This window comes from Ktedonobacterales bacterium, assembly GCA_036557285.1.
Classification (GTDB): domain Bacteria; phylum Chloroflexota; class Ktedonobacteria; order Ktedonobacterales; family DATBGS01; genus DATBHW01.
Window position 1 is genome coordinate 1 of the sequence record DATBHW010000003.1, and the last position, 20,953, is coordinate 20,953.

Sequence of the window (20,953 nt, forward strand, 5' to 3'; positions counted from 1 at the left end):
CGCCCCCCTCTCTCTGCACCCGCATCAGCTTAAGCCGGGGGCGCTGGCACCGAGGCAAAGACATTGGCGTAGGTAGGAATCACTTCCCACTTATTCAGCGGCCAGAAGACCACCGTGGCTTTGCCAATAATATAGTCTTTGGGTACCGACCCCCAGGTCCGAGAATCAGAACTATACGGGCGGTTATCCCCCATCACAAAATATTCGTCAGAGCCAAGCTTCCAGATGCGCGGCGTAGCATTCACCGCCGACGTGATATATGGCTCTTTCAGCGCGGCGCCGTTCACCGTGATCTGGGTGGGAGTGACCTGAACCGTATCACCTGGCAGCCCAATCACCCGCTTGATAAAGTCCTCATTTGGGTTTACCGGATAATGGAAGACGATCACATCCCCCCGCGTCGGCCCGTGGAAAAGATAGGCCAGCCGGTTCACCAGCACATACTGTCCTGAGTCCAGTCCTGGCAGCATGCTATCTCCCTCCACACGGAATGTCTGCACAGAGAGGCGGATCGCCACAAAGATCACGACAGCCAGCACAATCGTCTCGATGATCTCGCGCGCCAGATGTGCGCGCCGACGCGACGACGCGGCGCGGGGCAGAGGACGGGGAGGCGGCAGCGGCCTGTTGAAGTCATCCCACCCACGCCCCCCACGCCGGGGCGGGTCTGGAGGCAGTTGTCCTCCCGAATATCCTCCTGTATAGCCTTGCTGAGAGTCTTCCCATGTAGAATCCTCATCGGTTGGTTGACGTTGGGAATAGCGATACATGCGGTAGTAATCCTTTATCTGGCACAGGGTTGCGCCAGAGGTATCTCCGGCTGGCTTTTTCCATCGCCCATTCCCACACTACCAGCCAGGTTGTCCACTCACTTCAATCAGCAGGCAGGCCAGCAAAGCACTGGCCGATGCCGCATACTCTGCCAATTATAGCACAGGGCCACTGGAAGCCCCATCAGTGGGGCGCGCGCTAGTCAGAAGGTAATGGTCCCAGGCTCCAGAGTCCGATGCGGCCAGAGCTTCAGTCCATAGGAAAGAATATTGCCAGCGCCAATCGTACAGTGATCGCCGATCACCACGCCATCAAGTTGGCAGCCTGGCGCGACAGCGCAACAGGCTCCTACCAGGCTATTACGCACCAGGGTAACGTCCGTCTTGATCGTGGCGTCCACCTTGACCGGCCCGGAGGTCGGTAAACCAATGGTCACATTTTCCCAGAGAACCGCCTGCTCAAGCTGAACATCTGGCCCCACCCGACAGCCATCCCCCAGCACCACCGGCCCCACCAGCCGCGCGCCCCGGCCCACCACGCAGCGCTTCCCCAACGCCACCGGCCCTACCAGTTCTGCGCTGGGATCAATCTCGCAGCCTGCCCCCATCCAGACACCTTGCAGGCGCTGTTCCCCTTCCGGGCGCCCGGAGACGCGCCTCAGCAGCATATCCACATTGGCCGTCTTATACTTTTCAGGCGTCCCAATGTCGAGCCAGTATACATCAGAGGGATAGCCAAACAAGGCATCACCCTCCTTCAAGAGGGTGGGAAAGAGGCCCTGCTCAAACTGATAGAACTGATGAGAGGGGGCCAGACGCAGCGCGTCTGGCTCCAGAATATAGGTGCCGGCATTGATGAGATTGGTGGTGATGCCTTCCAGGCTCTTGGGCTTCTCGATAAAGCGCCGCACACGCCCGGCCTCATCACACTCCACCAACCCATACGCGCGCACGTCCTCCACTGGCGTCAGGGCAATCGTACCCAGCGCGCCGTGTTCGCGGTGAAAGGCCAGCATCGCTCCCAGGTCCAGGTCAGTCAAAATATCACCGTTCAGAACAAACAACGGCTCATCTGCATCGAGGTAGCCCTGCGCCTCCACATGCTTCACCGCTCCGGCAGTTCCCAGCGCCTGCTCCTCGGTAACATACACCAGATGCACCCCAAACGCGCTGCCATCCCCAAAATATTCCTGAATACTGCCGGGCAGATAACACATACTCAAGATAATATCGGTCACGCCATGCCTCTTCAGGTAACGAAAGACATGCTCTATAAAGGGTCGGTTGGCGACAGGCTGCATTGGTTTTGGCCGATGGATGGTCAGTGGGCGCAAGCGTGTCCCCTCACCACCTACCAGAATAACTGCTTTCACATTATGACTCCTTGAGTACGAGCGCGAACCTGATGGCCTCTTTGAGCAGAGGAACCGGAGGGTTGTTCTTAACCAATTTCCTTCGCATGATTTATACCACTTGCATACAGAGACGGGTAGAAGCAGGGGCAGGCCACATCACTTCTCCGCCTGCATCCACGCGCTTGAGCATGATCGAGCGATCACAACACATTCTGCTGGCTTGAGGCGCCACTCACAGACAGCCTGCTGGAATACGACAATGGCCGAAAAGATAGGAATTTTGGGGGATCAGTATCGAACTGTTTCAGCCTCATATTTCGTCGCTTTACAGCACAGAGGCAAGGGCAAGCCAGCCTGGCCCCTCTTATTGCTCAAACCAGAGAGGAGAAGTTATACAAGCGCAAAAAAGTGATGTGTTATACTAACACAAGAACGCCGCCTACCCCTGATGCCAGAGGTAGGCGGGCGTACATCTATACGGGGGGCGCCAGATGCAGACTATGGATTATCTGGTCCAGCAGATCGCTCAAGGACGAAATTATCATCCTATGAGCGAGCAAACCACCGTCGTATTGGTCGAAACCCGCCCACACATCGCTGGCCTCATCAAAGAGGCTTTGGAAGACGCTGGATTGCTCGTCGCCCTGGCAAGCAGCATTGATGAAGTGCAGTTGGCGCTCTCCCATCGGCGCGGCTTTGCCCTCTTGCTGGTCAACGTTGGCGCGCTCTCCAGCCAGAGCCTGGGTCCGCCAAGCCTCTTTGGGCCATCGGGCGCGCTTGGCGCGCTCCAACGTATCTCAGAAGGGCAGCCGCTCTGGCAGGAGATTGGCGGCCACACCTCGCTCCAGCGCGTGCCTATGCTCTGCTTCAGCAGCGATGGCCTCGGCGGCCCGCCGGGAACGCTCATCGTCAAATCCCCCCAGGATTTTCAATCGCTGGCCCAGGTGGTACAGAATTATCTCAATCCCCTGGCGGCGAACCCCATGCTGCGACAGTTACTGGATGAAGATTGTCTGCCATCCATGAAAGGCTCCCTGGAAGAGGTGCCTCTGGCTGACCTCTTTCAGTTGTTTAAGCTGGGCGGACATTCCGGTATTCTGTTGCTCCGCGATGGTGGGCGGCTGGCTGTTTTGGGACTGGTTGATGGTGAAGTCGTTCATGCCTTTGCCGAGCGCGCTTCAGGCCGCGAGGCGATCTATCTGCTCTTCGCCTGGAAAACGGCGCGGTTTTCCTTCTATAAAGACCTGACCCTGCCGGAGCGCACCGTCAACGTCAGCACCGAACATCTGGTGCTAGAAGCCTCGCGCCGGGGCGATGAATCTCTGGAAATGCGCAATAAAATCCCATCGCTCCGCACCTTAATCTATCGCGCGCCCCGTCTGACCGATACCTTGCCCGGCATGCAGCTTTCAATGGCCGAATGGCGGGTGATCTCGGTCATTGGCCGCCGCAACACCGTGGGCGACATCATCAAACTCTCGGGCATCAGCGAGTTTAGCGCGCTGAAAATCCTTGATTCGCTGCTCAGTCGCGGCCTGGTAACCGTTGGCGAAGAAGCGGTCAGCAAAAATACCGGCTCCTTGAACGAGGCGGCCAGGTCAGCGCCGCTGGGCCGTTTCCCCTCCTGATCACCAGCTACATCAATAAGCGAAAACAGCGGGGAACTTCACGGCTAATTCTGTTACCTATCTCACACCCCCAGAGTTAATAGTAATAAGGCCAGTATGGCCTCATTTATGGCATGATATTGGCAAAAGGTGTGAGAAACTTTAAGCGACCTGTGCTGCTATCCATCTGACCAGGGGTGAGACGCTCGTGTTGACAGTATTGTCGATCCATCCAGCAGTGACGCTGATCTGCGGGTTTGCTCTCGCGCTTATACTCTCCTATCTCTTTACAGGTCTCATCGGGCGGCTCAGTCGCCGCCTGGGCTGGTTAGATCAGCCCAGCGAGCGCCGCATTCACAAGTCGCCGGTCCCTCGCCTGGGTGGGGTTGCCATACTCCTGGCCTTTCTCATCAGCGCGCTCCTCGTCTTCTGGCCCAGCACCACCCATGAAGCCCTCGTCTACGAAGGATTTATCCCAGCCGCGATTTTCATTACCGCTGTCATGGCGTATGACGATGTGCGTGGGCTGCCTCCTGGCATCAAACTCGGCTTACAGACCGTCACCGTCATCATCTTGATCCTCCCTGGCCTGCTTTTCGGCAATTCGCACGAACACGGAGCCATCATCTCCTTCCTGCATAACCCGCTGTACATCGCCAACGTCAAGGATTCCAATATCCTGAACATCCCTCTCCTGCTGGCGATTCCCTTCACCTGGTTCTGGACAGTGGGGCTGATGAACACCATCAACTTCGTTGATGGATTGGATGGCCTGGCCGGCGGCATCACGATGATCGCGGCGGTCGTCCTCATGGTGGTGAGCGTTGTCCTGGGCCAGTATGTGATCGCCGTCCTCTGTGGCATCTTCGCGGGCAGTGTGCTGGGCTTCCTGCCCCATAACTGGAATCCGGCCAGGATATTCATGGGTGACAGCGGCTCGATGTTTCTAGGGCTATCCCTGGCAGTTCTGGCAAACATTGGGGGGGCAAAAGTAGCGACGGTGCTGCTTTTGATCGGCATTCCGGTGCTGGATGTGGCGCTGGTCATCATTCAACGCCTGCGCGGCGGAGGCGGCGCCCTGCACTATGACAAGCGCCATCTCCACCATAAGCTCCTGGAAAGCGGCTTCTCACAAAGACAGATCGTGCTCCTCTACTACAGCCTCAGCGGTTTCTTCGGCCTGCTGGCCGTGTTCTCCTTGATCTTACCCGATGCCCTCCTCCCCTTCGTCTTCAGCATCAGCATCGCAGGAGCCAGCCTGGCTCACCTGATCGGCCTCATCCTGGTCGGCCTGGCAATGGCGATTATCCTGGGCATCGTCATCCGCCGCCACCGGCCACCCCGAAAGGGGCAGATGTTCTCCAACCCCACGCCCACACCGGGAGGCGGGGGCGTCCGAAAGAGTTAGCCATCTGATGACCCCGCCGACGAACTGTAGCCACTGCCGAAGAGTGCTTGACGCGCAGGCGCTGGAACTGGGCGCTTGCCGCTACTGCGGCCACACCATCGTCGGCCAAAACGCGACAAGCAGCGACACCACCAACAACGCCCTCACCCAGTTTGGCCCGCTCTCGTTTGCGCCTCCTGACCCTTTTGCAACCGCTGATGCCCCGCCGACTGATACAGCGCCCTTTGGGGCTAACCCTCAAGCGCCCGGCGCTCCTCTCCCTGGCGGCTGGCCGCAGCAGAACGCTTACCCGCCCTATTCAGCCGCGCCAGCGCGGTATCCGCCAGCCGTACCCCCACGCAAGGGTCGGGGCAGGGCGCTGGCGCTGACGCTGATAATCGTCGTCATCGTCCTGCTGATCGCCGTTATCGGCGGCGGGCTGCTCTTCGCGCGCAGCTTCCATACATCCCCCGGCAGCGCCGGAACAAACGGCGTCGCCAGCAACCCCAATCCCACTCGACAGCCGTCGCCCAGCCCCACCGACACCCCGACCCCCACCCCCATCCCAACCAGCGCCTACCGTGACCCGAACGGCCTCTTCAGCATCCAATACCCCAGCGCCTGGACGCTCACGAACTTCTCGCCCGGCGCAGGTTCTCTCCCGCTGCCGTTGAACGGCGTGCGGTTCAGCGACGGCGGCGCCGAGTTTGTCATCCTCAGCGGCCAGGAACTGCCAGGCATGCCAACCGATGGACTCGCGGAGCAGGCCGATACTGCCCTGCTCAACACCATGAACGCCCGGAACATCAGCAGCGCCAGACCGGCCACCATTGGTGGGCAAACCTGGACCGAAAAAAGCGCCGACACCAACGGCGGAAAACACACCGTCATAGCCTCGATCAGCGTCAACCAACGTCTCTATACGCTCTGGTACAGCGCCCCGGCCAGCGAGTTTGACGCCGACGAGACGCAGTTCTTTCGCCCCATGATCGCCAGTTTCATGTTTGGGGCCTGATTTTTTCTCCCCGTTCCCTCTTGACAAATACTCGACCCATCAGTATACTTTTGTCAAGTAAAATATTTTTATCGAGTAATTTCTGTTGAGAAACCCGATGGAAGAGATGCGCGAAACCTACAACCTGGAAACCCTTGAGCAGTTGCGCGCCGTTGCCGATGAACTGCGCCTGCGCATTCTGGAGCAGCTCAAGCGCCAGCCCATGACCGTCACCCAGCTTGCCGGAGTACTTGGCGAGGTTCCCGCGAAGCTGCACTACCATGTGCATGAATTGGAGAAAGTGGGCCTGCTCAAACTGGTTGAGACCCGTGAGAAGGGCGGCATCCTCGAAAAGTACTATCGCGCCGTAGCGAAGAACATCAATGCCCCAGGAACCTTGTTTCAAGGCGTCTCCCCCCATGAGGCGGTCGCAACACTCACCGAAGTCATCCAACCCCTCTTTCAGGGAGTCATCCGGGCCTTCCAGCAGATGCTGAGCGCCCAGGCATGGGACGATCCCGATCTGGTCTTGCAGCTCTCACCGGAACACTACTGGATGACCGCCCAGGAATTTGACGAGTTCAGCAAGCGCACAGATGCCCTGCTAGCGCCATACACCGCCGCGCGAGGCATCGCGGGCGAACGCGAGCGCACAGTCCTGCGCATCGCCTACGATACCGTCGTCCAAACGGATGGGGGCGATGTCGGGCCAGCGCCCGAAGCAGTGCCACTGCATGCGCCAGGGGTCTCCAAACCAACCAGAGCGCCAAAGCGGGAACTGACCTTCGTCGCTGGCGCAGCATACTACTCGCGGAGGGATTTGGAGAAACTGCTCGCGCGAAGCGAAGTCCTGGACATGTATGTGCTTGGCGCTTGCATCTTTGCCGATGATGTCCCTCCTGATCTGGTCGAGCGCGCCATCTACAGCTTTCATCTGTGGGGTAAACTGACCGCTTCGCCCGAAGTGCGCGAAGTCCTCAGACATAAAGGAGGAGAACCGGGGAAAAAGTAGCTCTCTTGCAGAAGGCGCCCATCCCTGAAAAGGGCGGCGCGTGAGTTGTCTCTAGCTACCCACGCGCCGGACTCACCCACGCTTGTATAGCTCTACACCACACCGAACGGAGGAGTCCCGGTATGGATACTATCACAGCGACGGATGCGCCGTCTACGCACAAACCTGGCCTGTTCATCAACCGCAACTTCGCCCTGCTCTGGACCGGCAGCGCCATCTCCATCTTTGGCGATCTCATCTTCGAGACCTCGCTGGTCGTCTGGATCAGCGCCTTCCTGGCCGCGCATCAGCCCTGGGCGCCGCTGGCCGTCAGCGGCGTCTTGCTGGCAGTGCTTATTCCCACCTTTGCCTTTGGCCCCATCGCGGGCGTCTTTGTGGACCGCTGGGACAAGCGCCGCACCATGCTCTGGATGGATGCCATACGGGCCATCCTGATCGCCCTGCTCCTGCTGGCGACCAACATCCTCCCCTTGCCGTTTCTGCCAGGCGGACGTCTCCCACTGGCCGGACAGCTTGCCGCCATCTACAGCGTCGTCTTCCTCGCCAGCCTCTGCTCCCAACTCTTTAACCCGGCGCGCATGGCGCTCATTGGCGACATCGTGGCCGATCCCCATCGCGCGCAGGCCAGCGGGATGGATCAGACCACATACAGCCTGGCGTCAATCATTGCGCCGCCGCTGGCCCCCATTCTGCTGCTGGCCGTTGGCCCACAGATAGCCCTGCTCGTTAACGCGCTCTCCTTCGCTTTCTCCTTCATCATGATCCTGGCAGTGCGCGCCCCCAGGGCGGCTACCAGCCGCGCTGCTGGAGAACACCCCAACTTTCTGCGCGAGTTTACTGCCGGGCTGAAGTTCTCTGTGCGGAATCCGGTGATTCTGACCATCCTCGTCGTCGTGAGCATCGTCTTATTGGGCTTCAGCGCATTGAATGCGCTTGACATCTTCTTTGTACGCGACAACCTGCACGCGCCGATCAGCCTGTTCGGATTCCTGGCGACTGTCCAGGGAGTAGGGGCTATCCTGGGCGCTGTTCTCGCCAGCATGTTCACACAGCGGCTTGGCCTGGTACGCACGCTCACCTGCTCGCTCATCATGCTGAGTGTCGCTATCCTGGTCTATTCGCGGATGTCCAGTCTTGTTCCCGCGCTGATCGTCATCTTCATTGGCGGTTTCTTTAATGCAGGGGTCAATGTGCCAGCCTGGCCGCTGCTTCTGCGCGTCACGCCGCGCGCCTACATCGGCAGGGTCATGGCGATCATCAACCCAACTGGCGCGCTGATGCAGGTACTGGGAACCCTCTTTGCCGGGTTCCTGGCAAGCAACATTTTGCTGGGCCTCCATACCCAGGCGCTCGGCCTGACCTTTGGCCCCATTGACACCATCTTCACTGGCGGCGCGCTGCTGGGGGTGGTCGGCTCGATCTATGCCCTGCTGCGTCTGGGCTTCACCGACCCGCCGCCTGTTGTCGAAGACACGCCCGCGCCAGGCGTCTCAGAGTTGGTTGCCAACCGCGTGTAGCAAGGAAAACACCTCTGGCAGCTTTTACAACCGGGCTGGCATCAAAAGCGTAAGCAAGATAGCGCCAGTTGTTCCCGAAAACATCGTCTACATAACGGAGGACCAGTATGGACACGTCAGCATCCCCCGCGTCGGCAACTAAAAAACCGGGCTTCTTCATCAATCGCAACTTTGCCCTCCTCTGGGGCGGGCAATCCATCTCCAACGTCGGCGATTTCGTCTTCGATACCACCCTGGTTCTCTGGATCGCCACGATCATTGCCAGCGGTCAATCCTGGGGGCCGCTGGCTGTCAGCGGCGTCTTGCTGACAACTGCTCTTCCCATCTTTCTCATTGGCCCCATCGCGGGCGTCTTTGTGGATCGCTGGGACAAGCGCCGCACCATGCTGACAATGGATGCCGCGCGAGCTATCCTTATTGGGCTGCTTCTGCTGGTGGCTATCGGAAAGCCCCCCGCCTTCTGGCAGCTTAGCGCCATCTACGCCATCGTCTTCCTGGCAAGCGCCTGCGCCCAGTTCTTCAACCCCGCGCGCTTCACCTTGCTCGGCGACATCGTGGAAGAACCCTATCGCGCGCGCGCCAGCGGCCTGGGCCAGACAACCCAGAGCCTTGCCACAGTCATTGGCCCGCCCATCGCCGCGCCGCTGCTCTTTGCCGTTGGGGTACAGTGGGCGCTCATCGTCAACGCGCTTTCTTTCGCCGCCTCGTTCCTGACAATTCTTGCCATGCGCGTCCCGCAGGCTTCCAGCAGCGCCGCAGATGGTCAGCATGGGAGCTTCTTCCAGGACTTCGGCGCGGGGATTCGCTTCTTTGTCGGCAATCGCGTGCTGGTGACACTCCTCATCACCGTCATCCTGGTTACACTGGGCATCGGCGCTATCAATGCGCTGGGCGTCTTCTTTGTCATCCAGAACCTGCACGCGCCCGCCAGCCTCTATGGCTGGCTGGATTTCTCCGTTGGGATCGGCGCAATCGCCGGAGCTATCGCCGCGAGCATCTTCGCCTCAAAGATTGGCGAGGTAAGAACCTTCTGGTCTTGCCTGCTTGCCGCCGGGATCAGCGTCATAGCTTTTGCCCGCATGACGAGCCTTCCACCTGGGCTGGTCTTCGCTGCGCTCGCCGGGCTGTCAATCGCCCCGGTTAATGTCGTCGTCGGGCCGTTGATGTTGCACGCCACGCCGCGTGAGTTCCTTGGGCGCGCGACAGCAGTCCTCAACCCGGTTCAAGCCCTGGCGTCCATACTCTCGATCACGCTTGCTGGCGCACTGGCAAGCACCCTCCTGCATGATTTTCACGCGACAGTGGCGGGCCTAGCCTTTGGCCCATTTGACACTATCTTCATGGGCACAGGTATCCTCATCATGCTCGGCGGACTCTACGCGATGGTCAGCCTGCGTGGCGTAACACTTGCCAGAGCCGATACGTCAGAACCAGTAGCCACAGCAGCAGCAAGACAACCCGCAGCCGAGCCAGAAACAGATGAACGACCAGAAACAGGAGCCAGCGTCAGACAGCTTTGAGGTCGAGATCAGCGCCATACCAGCGGGCGAAGCCGATAAGCCAGACGAACATCATCCCACGACTCGGCTCGCGCCCCAGGCGCGCCTCTCAGTCAGAGCGCGCGCCCGGCGCATCGCGCTGGTGGCCTGCGCCTTCCTTCTCCTGTTCGTCGTGATCCTGGGAGGGCTGCCGGACGTGCGCAATCAAATCGTGGACACAGTGAAACGCTTCATCCCCACACCCACGCCTACCCTGGCGCCGGGCGCTGATCTCCTCTACCTCGAAACCGATGTCCCCTGGACCACCATCACCCTGGATGGGCATCCCCTTGCGCCGCCGCGCATTGGCGTTGATGCCCCGCTTCGTCTAGCACGAGGGCAGCACGTCCTGGCCTGGACCGCCGAGCCATTCCAGCCTCAGCAGTGCAGCATCACCGTTCCATCCACAACTGAATCTTCCTGCCCCAGCACACTTATTCGCGCGGCCAGCCAGGGCGCATCGGGCCAGCCTACCTCAGTCGTGAGCCTCCACGAATCGCTGGACACGCTCCCGGCCACTCAGCGTCAGGCGCTCACTCAGGCCATTCAGATGGCGCTCTCAGGCTTCAGCGACATTGTGCAGCCGGGCGAAACCTACGTCACTGAACAGGGAGAGACAACCGCCAAACAGCCGATATGGGCAACGCTCGACATGCAGCTAGCGACAGACGACGCGCAGCAGGCTTGCACAGTGAATCTGATGAAGCCCCTGAGCCGTATTCCCTGCTCCATCGAGGGACAGGACTGTACCATCCTCTGCCCTGTACCCTGGCAGGCGCGGCAGACCGCAGCGCGCGCGCCCGCTGCCCTGGATTGGCTGGCCTTCGCGGTGATTCGCTCCTCCTGGGACTACGCCACTCTGGACGGCCAGATCATCGCCCGCGACCAGCCGATTGACTCAGGCGCGGCCCCTGTGGTCAGTCAGCCGGTCCTCCTGCGCATCGGTTGGGATGGCTCGTCCTGGCGCGTCCAGCCGCTCTTTGGCCCCGACCAGGGTTCGCCTGTCCTCTTGCGTGATGTGCAGATCGCCGACGACCCCGGCTGCCTGGTCGCAGAGGACAATTTCGGGCAATACGCGCGTGGGTATGCCAGGACACGCTTCGTCTCCGGGCCAAACCCCGCCGCCGGGTGCCTGATCGAGGCAACCACCCGCAGCCAACCAGGGACACCGGCCCCCGCCAGTGATCAGATCGAAGAGTATCTGGTGCGCTTCGGCATGGTTCTCTCGGTCAATGACCTGGCGCATCAGCGCAAACCACACAACCCGCTCGCCAACGCCTACGAGCAGCGCCTGGCGCGCCAGCTTGCCGCGCTCCCCGGCGGGCTGACCGTTACATCAAACGCCCAGACTCCTGTTCGGGTGAAAAGCGCAGATGATGCGCTTTTGCGTGTACCGCCGCCGTCCCTGGCGGCGCAGCGCTGGCCTGAGTGAACGTTCGCGCTGACAGGCGCCGCTGCGGCTTTCATCTAAGCATCAGGATAGAGCGCGGGCCGCGCCAGCGTCAGCCCCCACACCTCCCTGGCCCCCGCCGCGCGCAGCGCCCAGGCGCAGGCGGCCAGCGTCGCGCCAGTCGCGCAAACATCATCCACCAGCAGCAGCCTGCGCCCCACCAGCGCGGGATGGCCTGGCTCGCAGGCAAACGCCCCGGCGACATTCGCCCGGCGTTTTGTCCCCTCCAGCCCCGCCTGCTGCGGCGTATTGCGCGAGCGCCGCAAAGCGTCTTCCACTATCGGCACACCCACCCCGCGCGCCAGCCTCCGCGCCAGCAGCGCCGACTGATTATACCCGCGCTCCGCCTGGCGTTTCGGGTGAAGCGGCACAGGCAGCAGCGCGTCGAAGCGCATCCGGGTGTCCCCCGCGTTCTGGCTGCGATAGGTCGCCACCAGCAGCCGCCCCAGCGGCCCCGCCACCTGGCGCTTGCCCTCGTACTTCAGCGCGTGAATCGCTGTTCTCAGCGGGTCTTCATAGAGGCCCGCCACCCACAGGCCCGCCAGCGGCTCCAGCCCCTCTTTCCACGCCGGAGCAGGCGCAATTGCCGCCACGCAGACAGGGCAGAACCAGTGGCCGCCGCGCGCGCAGCCCACGCAGCGCGGCGGAAAAAGCAGATCAAGCAACAACATCGCTGGCGCCCTAGCTCAAGATCAGCCTGGCCCGCTGGAAGCGCGCCAGCGTATAGGCCAGCAGCACAATGTCCAGCAGGGCCACCACACCAGCCGCCATCAGCAAAATCTCGTCAGCGGTGAACGTCACGAAAAAACTGGCGGGCAGCAACTGAACGAGCGCAGCCACCGCGATAGCCAACAGGATCGTGCCAACGCTCAGTATCTGCTGCGCCTGCCGCACCGTTGAGATGCGCAGCGAGATCAGCACGCCCAGGCTGGCCCCCAGCGCGCTGATCAGCAAGCCCAGCGCCAGCGTAAAGAGCAGCAGATCGATGGGATAGAAGAGCACCTGCCCCTGCCCATACGCCAGATTGGAGACCACCGCGCCCAGGAAGAGGCCCACGACCATCACGCCCCAGCCATAGAGGACGACAATCGCCACTTTCCCCAACAGAATCGCGTGATCAGGCATGCGGCTTGCCAGCAGAGTTTCCAGCGTATGCCGTTCGCGTTCGCCCGCAATGGAATCGGCAATAATGGAGATAATCACGAAGAAGGCGAAAAAGAGGATGACCACCATCTGAACCGGACTCAGCACCATCCAGGCGGCTTTGCCCAGCAACGGCCAGACCACGCCCATAACGCCGATCAACAAGGCCGGGCGAATCCAGGCTTTCCAGCCGCCCTGAAAGAGAGAATCTTTGCATTCCTTCCAGATGATCGTGAAAAAATCGCTCATCAGCGTTGCTCCTCCATCAAAGCCAGGAAGGCATCTTCCAGGCTGGCCGCGCCCTTGCGCACTTCCTCCACCTCGCCGCCTTCCCTGACAATCAAACTCACCAGCGGCCCAACTTCGCTGTCGCCGCGCAGTTCCAACGTCAAATGCCCGTTGCGCAGTTCAGCGCCAGCAACCTCTGCGCGCTCGCGGAGCAGTTCCAGCAGGTGATCGCTGAAGCCGCGCCCCACGATCTCAGCCTGCGGGCCACCCTGGCGCAGCCGGAGTTCATCCGGCGTACCCACAGCCAGCAGCTTCCCCTGGCGAATCACCCCCACCCGCGCACACAGCTTCTCGGCTTCCGCCAGGTTATGCGTGTTCAGAAACACCGTCACCCCCTCGCGCGCCACCAGCCCCGCCAGATCATCGCGCAGGGCCGCCGCCGCCATCGGGTCGAAACCAGAGGTTGGCTCATCCAGAAAGATCAACGCAGGCCGATGAAACAGCGCTCGCGCCACCGCCAGCTTCTGCTTCATCCCCCGGCTCCACTTGCCCACCTGATCTTTGCGCCGGTCCCACAGGTCCAGATGAATCAGCAATTCTTTGGCGCGCGCCCGCCGCTCAGCGGCAGACATATGGTAGATGCGCCCGTACAGGTCCAGGTTATCCTCCGCGCTCATGCGCTCGTACAGGCCATTGAACTCCAGCAGCGCGCCGGTTCGAGCGCGAATCTGATCGGCCTGCGTGTGCGTATCGAATCCCAGCACCGTCGCCTGGCCCCTGGTCGGCTCCAGCAGGCCCAGCAGCAGGTGGATCGTCGTCGTCTTGCCCGCGCCATTTTGCCCCAAAAACCCAAAGACAATGCCCGCTGGCGTCTCTAACGAGAGATCATCTACGGCCCGCACCGCCCCAAAGTGGCGCGAGAGGTGTTCTGTGCGAATAGCAAAATCAGCCATACGACTCCTTCTCAAATCCTGAATCCGCTCTTTATAGCATATTGCTATATACCGTCACCAAAAAGTATAGCTGGATTACCAGGGAAAAATCAAGAGATGAGCTTCTTATCCCTTGACAGATTGCCCTCTTTCAGCCATGATACCCTGCGGGCTGATAAATGACGTGAGGGTACATCTGGATGAGTTGACCGTTGAACCGCTCAAGCTGCTTTTGGCGAGGAACACAGACATGAATATGCTCGAAAACGGCGTTGACCTCTTTACCACCGTCAACGGCTTGCGACTGCACTATGTGAAATGGTCCGGTGAGAGCGGCCCCATCGGGCGACCTCCCATCATCCTCATCCACAGCGGTCTGGCCTCCGGTCACTGCTGGGATCTGGTGGCCCAGCATCTGGCCGAGGCTGGCCTCGAAGCCATCGCCCCCGATCTGCGCGGGCGCGGGCGCAGCGATCAGCCGCCATCTGGCTACGACCTGCGCACCATCGCCGAAGACCTCGCTGGCTTTATCCAGACAGTCTCGCCAGGGCAGGTCGCCGTCGTCGGCCACTCCTACGGCGGCTATGCCGCGCTGGCGCTGGCGGCCATCTATCCCAACCTCTTGAGTAAATTAGTCCTGGTTGATGGTGGCATCTGGTCGGCTGAAGACGAAACCTGGGAGCAGTTTGCCCAGGGCATGGAAGGCATCAACTGGCAGTACCCCTCGCTCTCGGCCTATCTTGACGCCCAGCACGAAGGCGCAGAACTGTTCTGGAGTCCAGAGGTGGCCCGAGCCTTGACCACCACCGTCCAGACAGAACTGGATGGCAGCGTGCGCGAGTGTATGACTCCCGCCGCCTGGGAACAAACCTTGCAGAGCATGTGGCGCTATCGCCCAACCTCGCTCTATCCACATATCATCTGCCCCACACTCGTCGTCGTGACCGAACTCCCCAACAGCTTCACCAAAGAGGTACGTAACCAGAAGTTGGAAATGAACGCGCGCTTCCTGCCCGAAGCGATGTCTGGCCTGCGCTGCTGCCGCGTGCAGGTGATGGAACAGACTCACCACGAGGTTCCCTTCCACAAACCAACCGAGCTGGCAAACCTGATTACCTCCTTTCTGCGCACGTCCTGAGACACCATCCGCTTCACTTGCAGCGCCCCAATCCTGGCGACCAGACGTTAGCCGCTTTCAACAACCTTGCTTCATCTCAACCTTTCTAGTAGAATTAGCACATTCTTAATGATTCTATGAAATGAGGCAATGTTATCAAGGGCCGCGTAAAACCCCGGTCTTCAGACCTGGGGATATAAGCGGCCTTGACACGCTTAAACAAACGTGCGATACTCTAGGCAACGTGTTGCACCTTGACAAGAGAATAGTGTTTCGGCTGGTTCCGTCGTAAATCGTTCCGACGGGTAAAAGCACTAGCGTATTTGCGCGGGTGCCATTCGATACACTTGAGCCGGAGTCACGCCCGCCAGGTGTGAATGCAGCCACGTTACCGGGCCTGGAAGAGGCCCACGACTCTACGGGGTCGTAGAAGCCCCGCGCTAAAGCGCGGGGGTACTTCACGCGCAGGTTCCAGTCTCTATCGCTAGGAAAACGCTATCTCGTCGCGTGCCTGATGGCGCTCCTCATTCTGGCGCTTATCGCAGGCTTCTTTGGTCTGGAACAGACCTTCTTCGCTCATGCTCACTCCCTTGCGGTCGCATCCCCTGGCACTCAAGTGACAATGACTGTGCTGTCGCCCACCGCCATACTGTCACCCACAGTCATGCCATCGCCCACCGCCACACCGTCGCCCACTGCCAGGCCGTCTCCAACGGCTAAGCCATCTCCGGCGATCCTTGCAGTCACCCCCAAGACCTTGTATTTCAAGAATTGCGCCCTATCCGGCAGGGCTAGTTATACCTGCACGTTTACCTTGTGCAATTCGTCAAGTACATCTTCTCTGGCATGGAGGGCCAAAGCCTCGAATTCGCATGGTATGAACGCAACGAACTACCTGAGTTCTACAAGTGGCACCCTCCCCAAAAGAGGAACAACAACTGTCTCGCTCTTTCTCAATGGTGAAACGGGAGTCTGTTCACTGGTGGGGACCACCGTGAACCTCCAATTCACCGGCCCGGCGAATACCGTCACCGTCACCGTCACCTGTTAACCCTTTGAGCCAAACTCATCTTCAATCGGCAGCCAGGATGGCGACGCTGCAAAGAGCAGCCCCCAATTTTTGCCGGAAACGACACGCCAGCGACTATTGACAGTGACAGTGTTACTGTGTATAATAGACCCATGCAAGACGAAGAGCAGACACTGACGATTGAAGAGCTGGCCGAGCGCGCCGACATATCGGTGCGCACCATCCGCTTTTATATTGCCGAAGGCTTATTGCCGGGGCCAGGGGCGCGCGGGAAGGCAGCGAGCTACAGCAGCGACCATTTGCTGCGCCTGCGCCTGATTCGACGGCTTTCGGAGCAGCGAATGCCGCTGGCTGAGATGCGCGAGATGCTTTCGCGCCTCTCGTCAGAGGACGAACAGGCGCTGCTGGCTGAAGAGGAGAAGCGAGCGATGCAACGAGAGCAGGCGGCGCAGACGCAGGCGCCGAAAGAGTATTTAGGGATGCTGCTGCAACAGGCGCGCGAGGCTCGCCAGCCGCCGCCCGGCCCCGCGCCAGTGGCCCAGGCTTCGGCCTCTCTAAAGCTCTATCCTCGGCCCGTCAACGCGCTGCCCCATCAGCCCGCCGATGTCTGGCAACGCTGGGAGCTTGCGCCAGGGGTGGAATTGTATGTGAAGGTGGATGTTGCCGATAAGCAGCGCCGGTTGATCGAACGCCTGCTGTGGACAGCCGGGCCGCCGGACCAGAAAAAACGATGATAGGTGGTAAAGATGAGCAGTAACAAAAGGAGGAGCGCATGAGCGCCGCAAGTGGTTCTGGGAATGGAAGCAAAGCACATATCACACTGAGGATGCGCCCGGAGCGGCGTCTCATTCGCCAGGACGGCAGTTTTCGCCACATAGACTTTCATCTGCGGGTGGAGCAGGAGGCCGTCAGGACCGAGGCAGAGCGAACGCCCTTAACCCTGGCCCTGGTGCTGGATCGCAGCGGCTCGATGCAGGGCGAGAAGATACATATCGCTAAGCAGGCCGCGCTGGGAGTATTGGATCGGCTGGAAGAGCGCGATCAGGTGGCGGTGGTGGTCTTTGATGACCAGATTGATGTCATTCAGGCGAAGTCGGCGGTGACGCCAGCCGTCAAAGCCAGCGTGAACGCCGCGCTGGCGCTGATTGAGGCGCGGGCCAACACCGCCCTGCACGAAGGCTGGCTGACCGGCTGCAAGGCGATTGCCAGCGAAAGCGTACCTGCCGCAGAGGCCGGGCTTTCACGCTGTTTCCTGCTGACCGATGGGCTGGCAAATGTGGGCGTCACCGACCCGGAGCAAATCGCCAGCGAGGCTGCCGGAATCCGCGAGCATGCTGGCATCGGCACCAGCACCTTTGGCATCGGGAACGACTATAACGAATTGCTGCTGGGGCCAATGGCAGTGGCGGGCGGCGGCCAGTTCCATCACCTGCGCACAGCCGACGAAATTGCCAATACCTTTATCGGCGAGCTTGGCGATCTGCTGGCGGTCTCAGCGCGGCAGGTGCGGCTGGAGATCGAGGTCGAATCAGCCATACAGGTCGATCTGGTCAGCACATACTGGTCCAACGCCTCGTCTGCGCCGACTTCGCGCTGGACGATTGCGATTGGCGATCTGCTGAGCGGTGAAGAACGCCATGTCATCGTGCGCTTCGGCTTTCCAGCGCAGCAGGGGCAGGATAGCCATGTGGTGCGGGCGCGGGTGCTTTGGGTGGCCGATGGCGGCGAGCGCAGCACCGACTGGCAGGACATTCGCTTCAGTTATGCCGATCAGGCCGCCTGCGAAGCTGAGGCGCGCGACCCGTCGGTCATGCACTGGGTGGGGCTGCACGAGTCGGATCGCGCTCACCGCGAGGCGATCAAACGCAGCCAGGAGGGCGATCTTGCGGGCGCACGCGCAGAACTGAATAAGGTTGCGACTTCCATCGCCGGATACGCTGGCGAGGATCAAGAACTGCAAGCCTCCATCGCCGAGTTAGAAAGCACGGGAGAGCAGATGGCGAATGCCCCGCTGTCCCCCGCCATGTCTAAAGAGGCGCTGTACCATCATCAGACCAGATCACGCGGGCAAAAAGATTATCGCGGGCCGAAACAGACCTGACGCCTGGCAGCGACGGCCCGCGCACTTTACGCGCCTGAAGGGGGAGCGTTCTTCCAGGTCTGGAAGAGGCTCAGAAGCTGCTGCTTTGTTTGAGGAAACATCGGTTCTTCAGCCAGCTTGCGGAGCATGTCAATGGTTTGCTGAATCTGGCGCAGATACGTCTGACAGCCGGGGCAGTCGGCGACATGCTCCTCGAACTGCGTCTGCATCTTCGGCAGGAGCGCCGCTTCAAGATATTCGGTAACAAGTCCTACGACTTCTTTGCAGCTAAGTTCGTCAGAGATCGTCATGGCTGGCCCTACTCTTCCTTGAAATACTGCTCTAATGCCCGCCGCACCTGAGAGCGGGCGCGATGGAGCAGCACCCGCTGATTCACCGCCGAGATTCCCAGCAAGCTGCACACCTCTTCAGAAGAGCATCCCTCAATATCGTGCAAGGTAATCACTTCGCGCTGGCTGGCTGGCAGCGCCTGAACAGCCTGATCAATGCGTCCGCGCGTCTCCTGCGAAAGCAGATGGTCTTCGGGAACGTCTTCCCAGCCTGGCGGAAAGGAAGCCCAACTACCGGGGCTTTGAGGATGATCGGCTGGCAGAAAGCGATCAGCTTCTATCCCCCCATCAAGCGGCCCATTATCAACGCCTGCCAGCGACGAAAAAGGCACGCTGCGCCCCTCGCGCTGCGCGAGCGTTCTGGCGCGGTTCATCAAGATGCGGAAAATCCAGGTCTTCAGCGAAGATCGCCCCTCAAAGCGATGAATGCCCTGAAGAACGCCGATCCAGGTGTCCTGAAGCACCTCTTCGGCCAGGCTGCGCTCCGGCACGTAAAGCATCGCCAGACGCAGCAAAGGCATATGATACTGATTGATGAGCGTCATGAACGCAGCCTCGTCGCCGTTGCGCAGCGCCTCGACCAGACGCAGATCATCCAGCGCCGCCGAAGAACCTGACGGATCAGCCCCCGGTCTGGTGCGCTGAATGGCGGTTTTATCGGGCATATCGTCGGGCTGGCGCGCTGGCTCGTTCATCGCTTCCCATCTTTCAAGCGAATCAAGCGCCTGCTCTCATCAGGAGAGCGTTCGATGACCCGCCTCGCCGCAGGAAGTATAGCGCGCCGCGCCCGGCATCGTCAAACACCAGTCATCTCAGGGTTTCACCACCTATCGGGGGTTGCCACTTGTAGCGCCGCCATCTTGGCGGCTCAACGCTGGCCTGCTGGCGCCGTGGCCTGGAGGGCCAACGCTCGCCCTGGCGCAGCGTTGGCCGCCTGGAAGGGACGCGCGAGCGACCAACAGGAGCGAGAATGGCCGCGCCCAGCAGCGGCCCGCGACCGAGCGCAGCGAGGGAGAATGCGGGAACTGGGCTGCGCGAGCGACCAACGGGAGCGAGAGGACGGGGCAACAGCCGAGGCAAGCAGCCCAGGCCGCAGGACCAGTTCCCGCAAGGGCCGCTCCCCAAAGGGGCGGTCAAGCGGCCCTTCCCGAAGGGAGGCGGCGCTACAGGTGGCCCTCGCTTTCTTGGTAGAACCTCATCTCAGGCCATTGCCAGTTCCTCCATGAGCAGGCCGTGTTTAGGCATACCACTGGCAAGCGGCTCGATATAGCGGCGCAGCGCCAGCGCGACGGCTGCGCCTTCCCCAGCGGCGGATGCCGCCTGCTTTGTGCTGTCGGCGCGGCAATCACCAGCGGCAAAGATGCCCGGAACATTAGTCTGGAGCATGCCATCGGTAAGGATGAAGCCGCGTTCATCCAGCATTACCAGATTTTTGACGATCTGCGTATTCGGCTTCAGGCCGATGAACACGAAGACGCCTTGTGGCGTGATTTCGCGGGTTTCGCCGGTCTGCGTATTGCGCAGAACAACAGCTTTCAGGCGGGTATCGCCCTTGAACTCTGCCGGAAGAACGTTGGTAAGCACATCAATCTGAGGGTTCTCCTGCACCTTCTCCACCACCACCTTGCTGGCCGAAAGGCCATCGCCCCGCGTGGCGATGGTGACATGGCTGGCAAACTTCGTCAGGAACAGGCTCTCTTCCCCGGCGGAATTGCCACCGCCAACCACCAGCACCTCTTTGCCGCGATAAAACGGGCCATCGCAGGTGGCGCAGAAATGCACGCCCGCGCCGATGAAGTCCTCTTCGCCGGGGATGCCCAACCGGCGATAGGTGGAACCCAACGCCAGCAAGATCGCCCAGGCGCGATACTCTGTACCGTCGGCGGTGCGCGCCAGCCGATAGCTGCCATCAACCCCAACCTCTGTCACCTCTTGCGCTGAGAGGATTTCGACGCCAAACCGCTCCGCCTGCTGGCGCAGCCTGTCGGCAAACTCCGCGCCGGAGATACCCTCCGGGAAGCCGGGGAAATTATCCAGCCGCTCGGTGACACCTGCCTGGCCGCCCACGCCGCCGCGCTCAATCACCAGCGTCTCGATGCCCTCGCGCGCGGCATAGAGCGCAGCCGTCAGGCCCGCCGGGCCGCTGCCCACGATAATCAGATCATAAAAGCGGTTTTTGGCGGTAGTTTGCAGCCCCAGCTTTTCCGCCAGTTGCGCATTGGACGGTTCAACCAGCGTTGAACCATCCTCGAAGAGGATCACCGGGATAATATCTTTGCCTTGGTTCACCTGCTCCACAAAGGCCAGTCCCTCTGTGTCGCTGTCCACATCAACAAAGCGATAGTGGACGCGCTGCTCGCCAAAAAACTTCTTGGCGCGCTTGCAATCGCTGCACCAGAGCGTGCCATAGAGCGTGATATTCGTGTGCGACATTGCAACCATT

General features: G+C 60.5%; 20 protein-coding genes. 11 read left to right on the forward strand and 9 right to left on the reverse strand.

The window, feature by feature from the left end; translation table 11 throughout:
- Window positions 1-29 precede the first annotated feature (29 nt).
- The gene (gene lepB / locus VH599_00420; GenBank protein ID HEY7346748.1) at window positions 30-770 is read right to left on the reverse strand and encodes a signal peptidase I; all 741 of its coding nucleotides are present in this window, start codon (window positions 768-770) and stop codon (window positions 30-32) included.
- A gap of 203 nt (window positions 771-973) precedes the next feature.
- Window positions 974-2,143: an NDP-sugar synthase gene (locus tag VH599_00425; protein ID HEY7346749.1), complete on the reverse strand. Its 1,170-nt coding sequence runs from the start codon at window positions 2,141-2,143 to the stop codon at window positions 974-976.
- A gap of 473 nt (window positions 2,144-2,616) precedes the next feature.
- Here VH599_00425 and VH599_00430 point away from each other — a divergent pair, with 473 nt between their 5' ends.
- From VH599_00430 to VH599_00460, 7 genes are all read left to right on the forward strand, one after another.
- Window positions 2,617-3,753 carry a DUF4388 domain-containing protein gene (locus VH599_00430; protein HEY7346750.1) on the forward strand — a complete coding sequence of 379 codons (1,137 nt, stop codon included), beginning with the start codon at window positions 2,617-2,619 and terminating at the stop codon, window positions 3,751-3,753.
- Window positions 3,754-3,940: 187 nt separating this feature from the next.
- A complete protein-coding gene (locus VH599_00435) occupies window positions 3,941-5,140 on the forward strand; it encodes an MraY family glycosyltransferase (protein ID HEY7346751.1) in 1,200 nt (399 codons plus the stop codon).
- Window positions 5,141-5,147: 7 nt separating this feature from the next.
- Window positions 5,148-6,134 carry a hypothetical protein gene (locus VH599_00440; protein HEY7346752.1) on the forward strand — a complete coding sequence of 329 codons (987 nt, stop codon included), beginning with the start codon at window positions 5,148-5,150 and terminating at the stop codon, window positions 6,132-6,134.
- A gap of 97 nt (window positions 6,135-6,231) precedes the next feature.
- Window positions 6,232-7,125, forward strand: coding sequence for a helix-turn-helix domain-containing protein (locus VH599_00445; GenBank protein ID HEY7346753.1), 894 nt, complete (start codon window positions 6,232-6,234; stop codon window positions 7,123-7,125).
- A gap of 122 nt (window positions 7,126-7,247) precedes the next feature.
- A complete protein-coding gene (locus VH599_00450) occupies window positions 7,248-8,642 on the forward strand; it encodes an MFS transporter (protein ID HEY7346754.1) in 1,395 nt (464 codons plus the stop codon).
- Window positions 8,643-8,749: 107 nt separating this feature from the next.
- Window positions 8,750-10,162 (forward strand): MFS transporter, encoded by a 1,413-nt coding sequence (locus tag VH599_00455; protein ID HEY7346755.1) that lies wholly within the window; start codon window positions 8,750-8,752, stop codon window positions 10,160-10,162.
- On the forward strand, window positions 10,122-11,612 hold the full coding sequence (locus VH599_00460) for a hypothetical protein (protein HEY7346756.1): 1,491 nt from the start codon (window positions 10,122-10,124) through the stop codon (window positions 11,610-11,612). Before VH599_00455 ends, VH599_00460 begins: the two co-directional genes overlap by 41 nt.
- A 35-nt stretch (window positions 11,613-11,647) precedes the next feature.
- Here the strand turns inward: VH599_00460 and VH599_00465 are convergent, their stop codons facing one another.
- From VH599_00465 to VH599_00475, 3 genes are read right to left on the reverse strand one after another with little or no spacing between them, the layout of a single operon-like run.
- A complete protein-coding gene (locus tag VH599_00465) occupies window positions 11,648-12,301 on the reverse strand; it encodes a ComF family protein (GenBank protein ID HEY7346757.1) in 654 nt (217 codons plus the stop codon).
- Between the two features lie 10 nt (window positions 12,302-12,311).
- A complete protein-coding gene (locus VH599_00470) occupies window positions 12,312-13,022 on the reverse strand; it encodes an ABC transporter permease (GenBank protein HEY7346758.1) in 711 nt (236 codons plus the stop codon).
- Window positions 13,022-13,954 carry an ABC transporter ATP-binding protein gene (locus VH599_00475; protein HEY7346759.1) on the reverse strand — a complete coding sequence of 311 codons (933 nt, stop codon included), beginning with the start codon at window positions 13,952-13,954 and terminating at the stop codon, window positions 13,022-13,024. The genes VH599_00470 and VH599_00475 overlap by 1 nt, the downstream gene beginning before the upstream one ends.
- A gap of 229 nt (window positions 13,955-14,183) precedes the next feature.
- Between VH599_00475 and VH599_00480 the strand changes: the two genes are divergently transcribed.
- Entirely contained in the window at window positions 14,184-15,071 is an 888-nt protein-coding gene (locus VH599_00480; protein ID HEY7346760.1) for an alpha/beta hydrolase, read from the forward strand.
- 591 nt (window positions 15,072-15,662) lie between these two features.
- Here the strand turns inward: VH599_00480 and VH599_00485 are convergent.
- Window positions 15,663-15,818: a hypothetical protein gene (locus VH599_00485; protein HEY7346761.1), complete on the reverse strand. Its 156-nt coding sequence runs from the start codon at window positions 15,816-15,818 to the stop codon at window positions 15,663-15,665.
- A gap of 109 nt (window positions 15,819-15,927) precedes the next feature.
- On the opposite strand from VH599_00485, the gene VH599_00490 reads away from it, so the two are divergent.
- From VH599_00490 to VH599_00500, 3 genes are all read left to right on the forward strand, one after another.
- The gene (locus VH599_00490) at window positions 15,928-16,101 is read left to right on the forward strand and encodes a hypothetical protein (protein ID HEY7346762.1); all 174 of its coding nucleotides are present in this window, start codon (window positions 15,928-15,930) and stop codon (window positions 16,099-16,101) included.
- A 131-nt stretch (window positions 16,102-16,232) separates the two neighbouring features.
- Entirely contained in the window at window positions 16,233-16,814 is a 582-nt protein-coding gene (locus tag VH599_00495) for a MerR family transcriptional regulator (protein ID HEY7346763.1), read from the forward strand.
- A 38-nt stretch (window positions 16,815-16,852) separates the two neighbouring features.
- A complete protein-coding gene (locus VH599_00500; protein HEY7346764.1) occupies window positions 16,853-18,181 on the forward strand; it encodes a VWA domain-containing protein in 1,329 nt (442 codons plus the stop codon).
- Between the two features lie 26 nt (window positions 18,182-18,207).
- Here VH599_00500 and VH599_00505 read toward each other — a convergent pair whose 3' ends face one another.
- The 3 genes from VH599_00505 to trxB all read right to left on the reverse strand — a co-directional run bounded on the left by VH599_00505 (window position 18,208) and on the right by trxB (window position 20,943).
- Entirely contained in the window at window positions 18,208-18,471 is a 264-nt protein-coding gene (locus VH599_00505; GenBank protein ID HEY7346765.1) for an anti-sigma factor, read from the reverse strand.
- An 8-nt stretch (window positions 18,472-18,479) separates the two neighbouring features.
- Window positions 18,480-19,205 carry a sigma-70 family RNA polymerase sigma factor gene (locus VH599_00510; protein ID HEY7346766.1) on the reverse strand — a complete coding sequence of 242 codons (726 nt, stop codon included), beginning with the start codon at window positions 19,203-19,205 and terminating at the stop codon, window positions 18,480-18,482.
- Window positions 19,206-19,710: 505 nt separating this feature from the next.
- Window positions 19,711-20,943, reverse strand: a complete 1,233-nt coding sequence (trxB, locus tag VH599_00515; protein ID HEY7346767.1) for a thioredoxin-disulfide reductase — start codon at window positions 20,941-20,943, stop codon at window positions 19,711-19,713.
- Window positions 20,944-20,953: the final 10 nt, after the last annotated feature.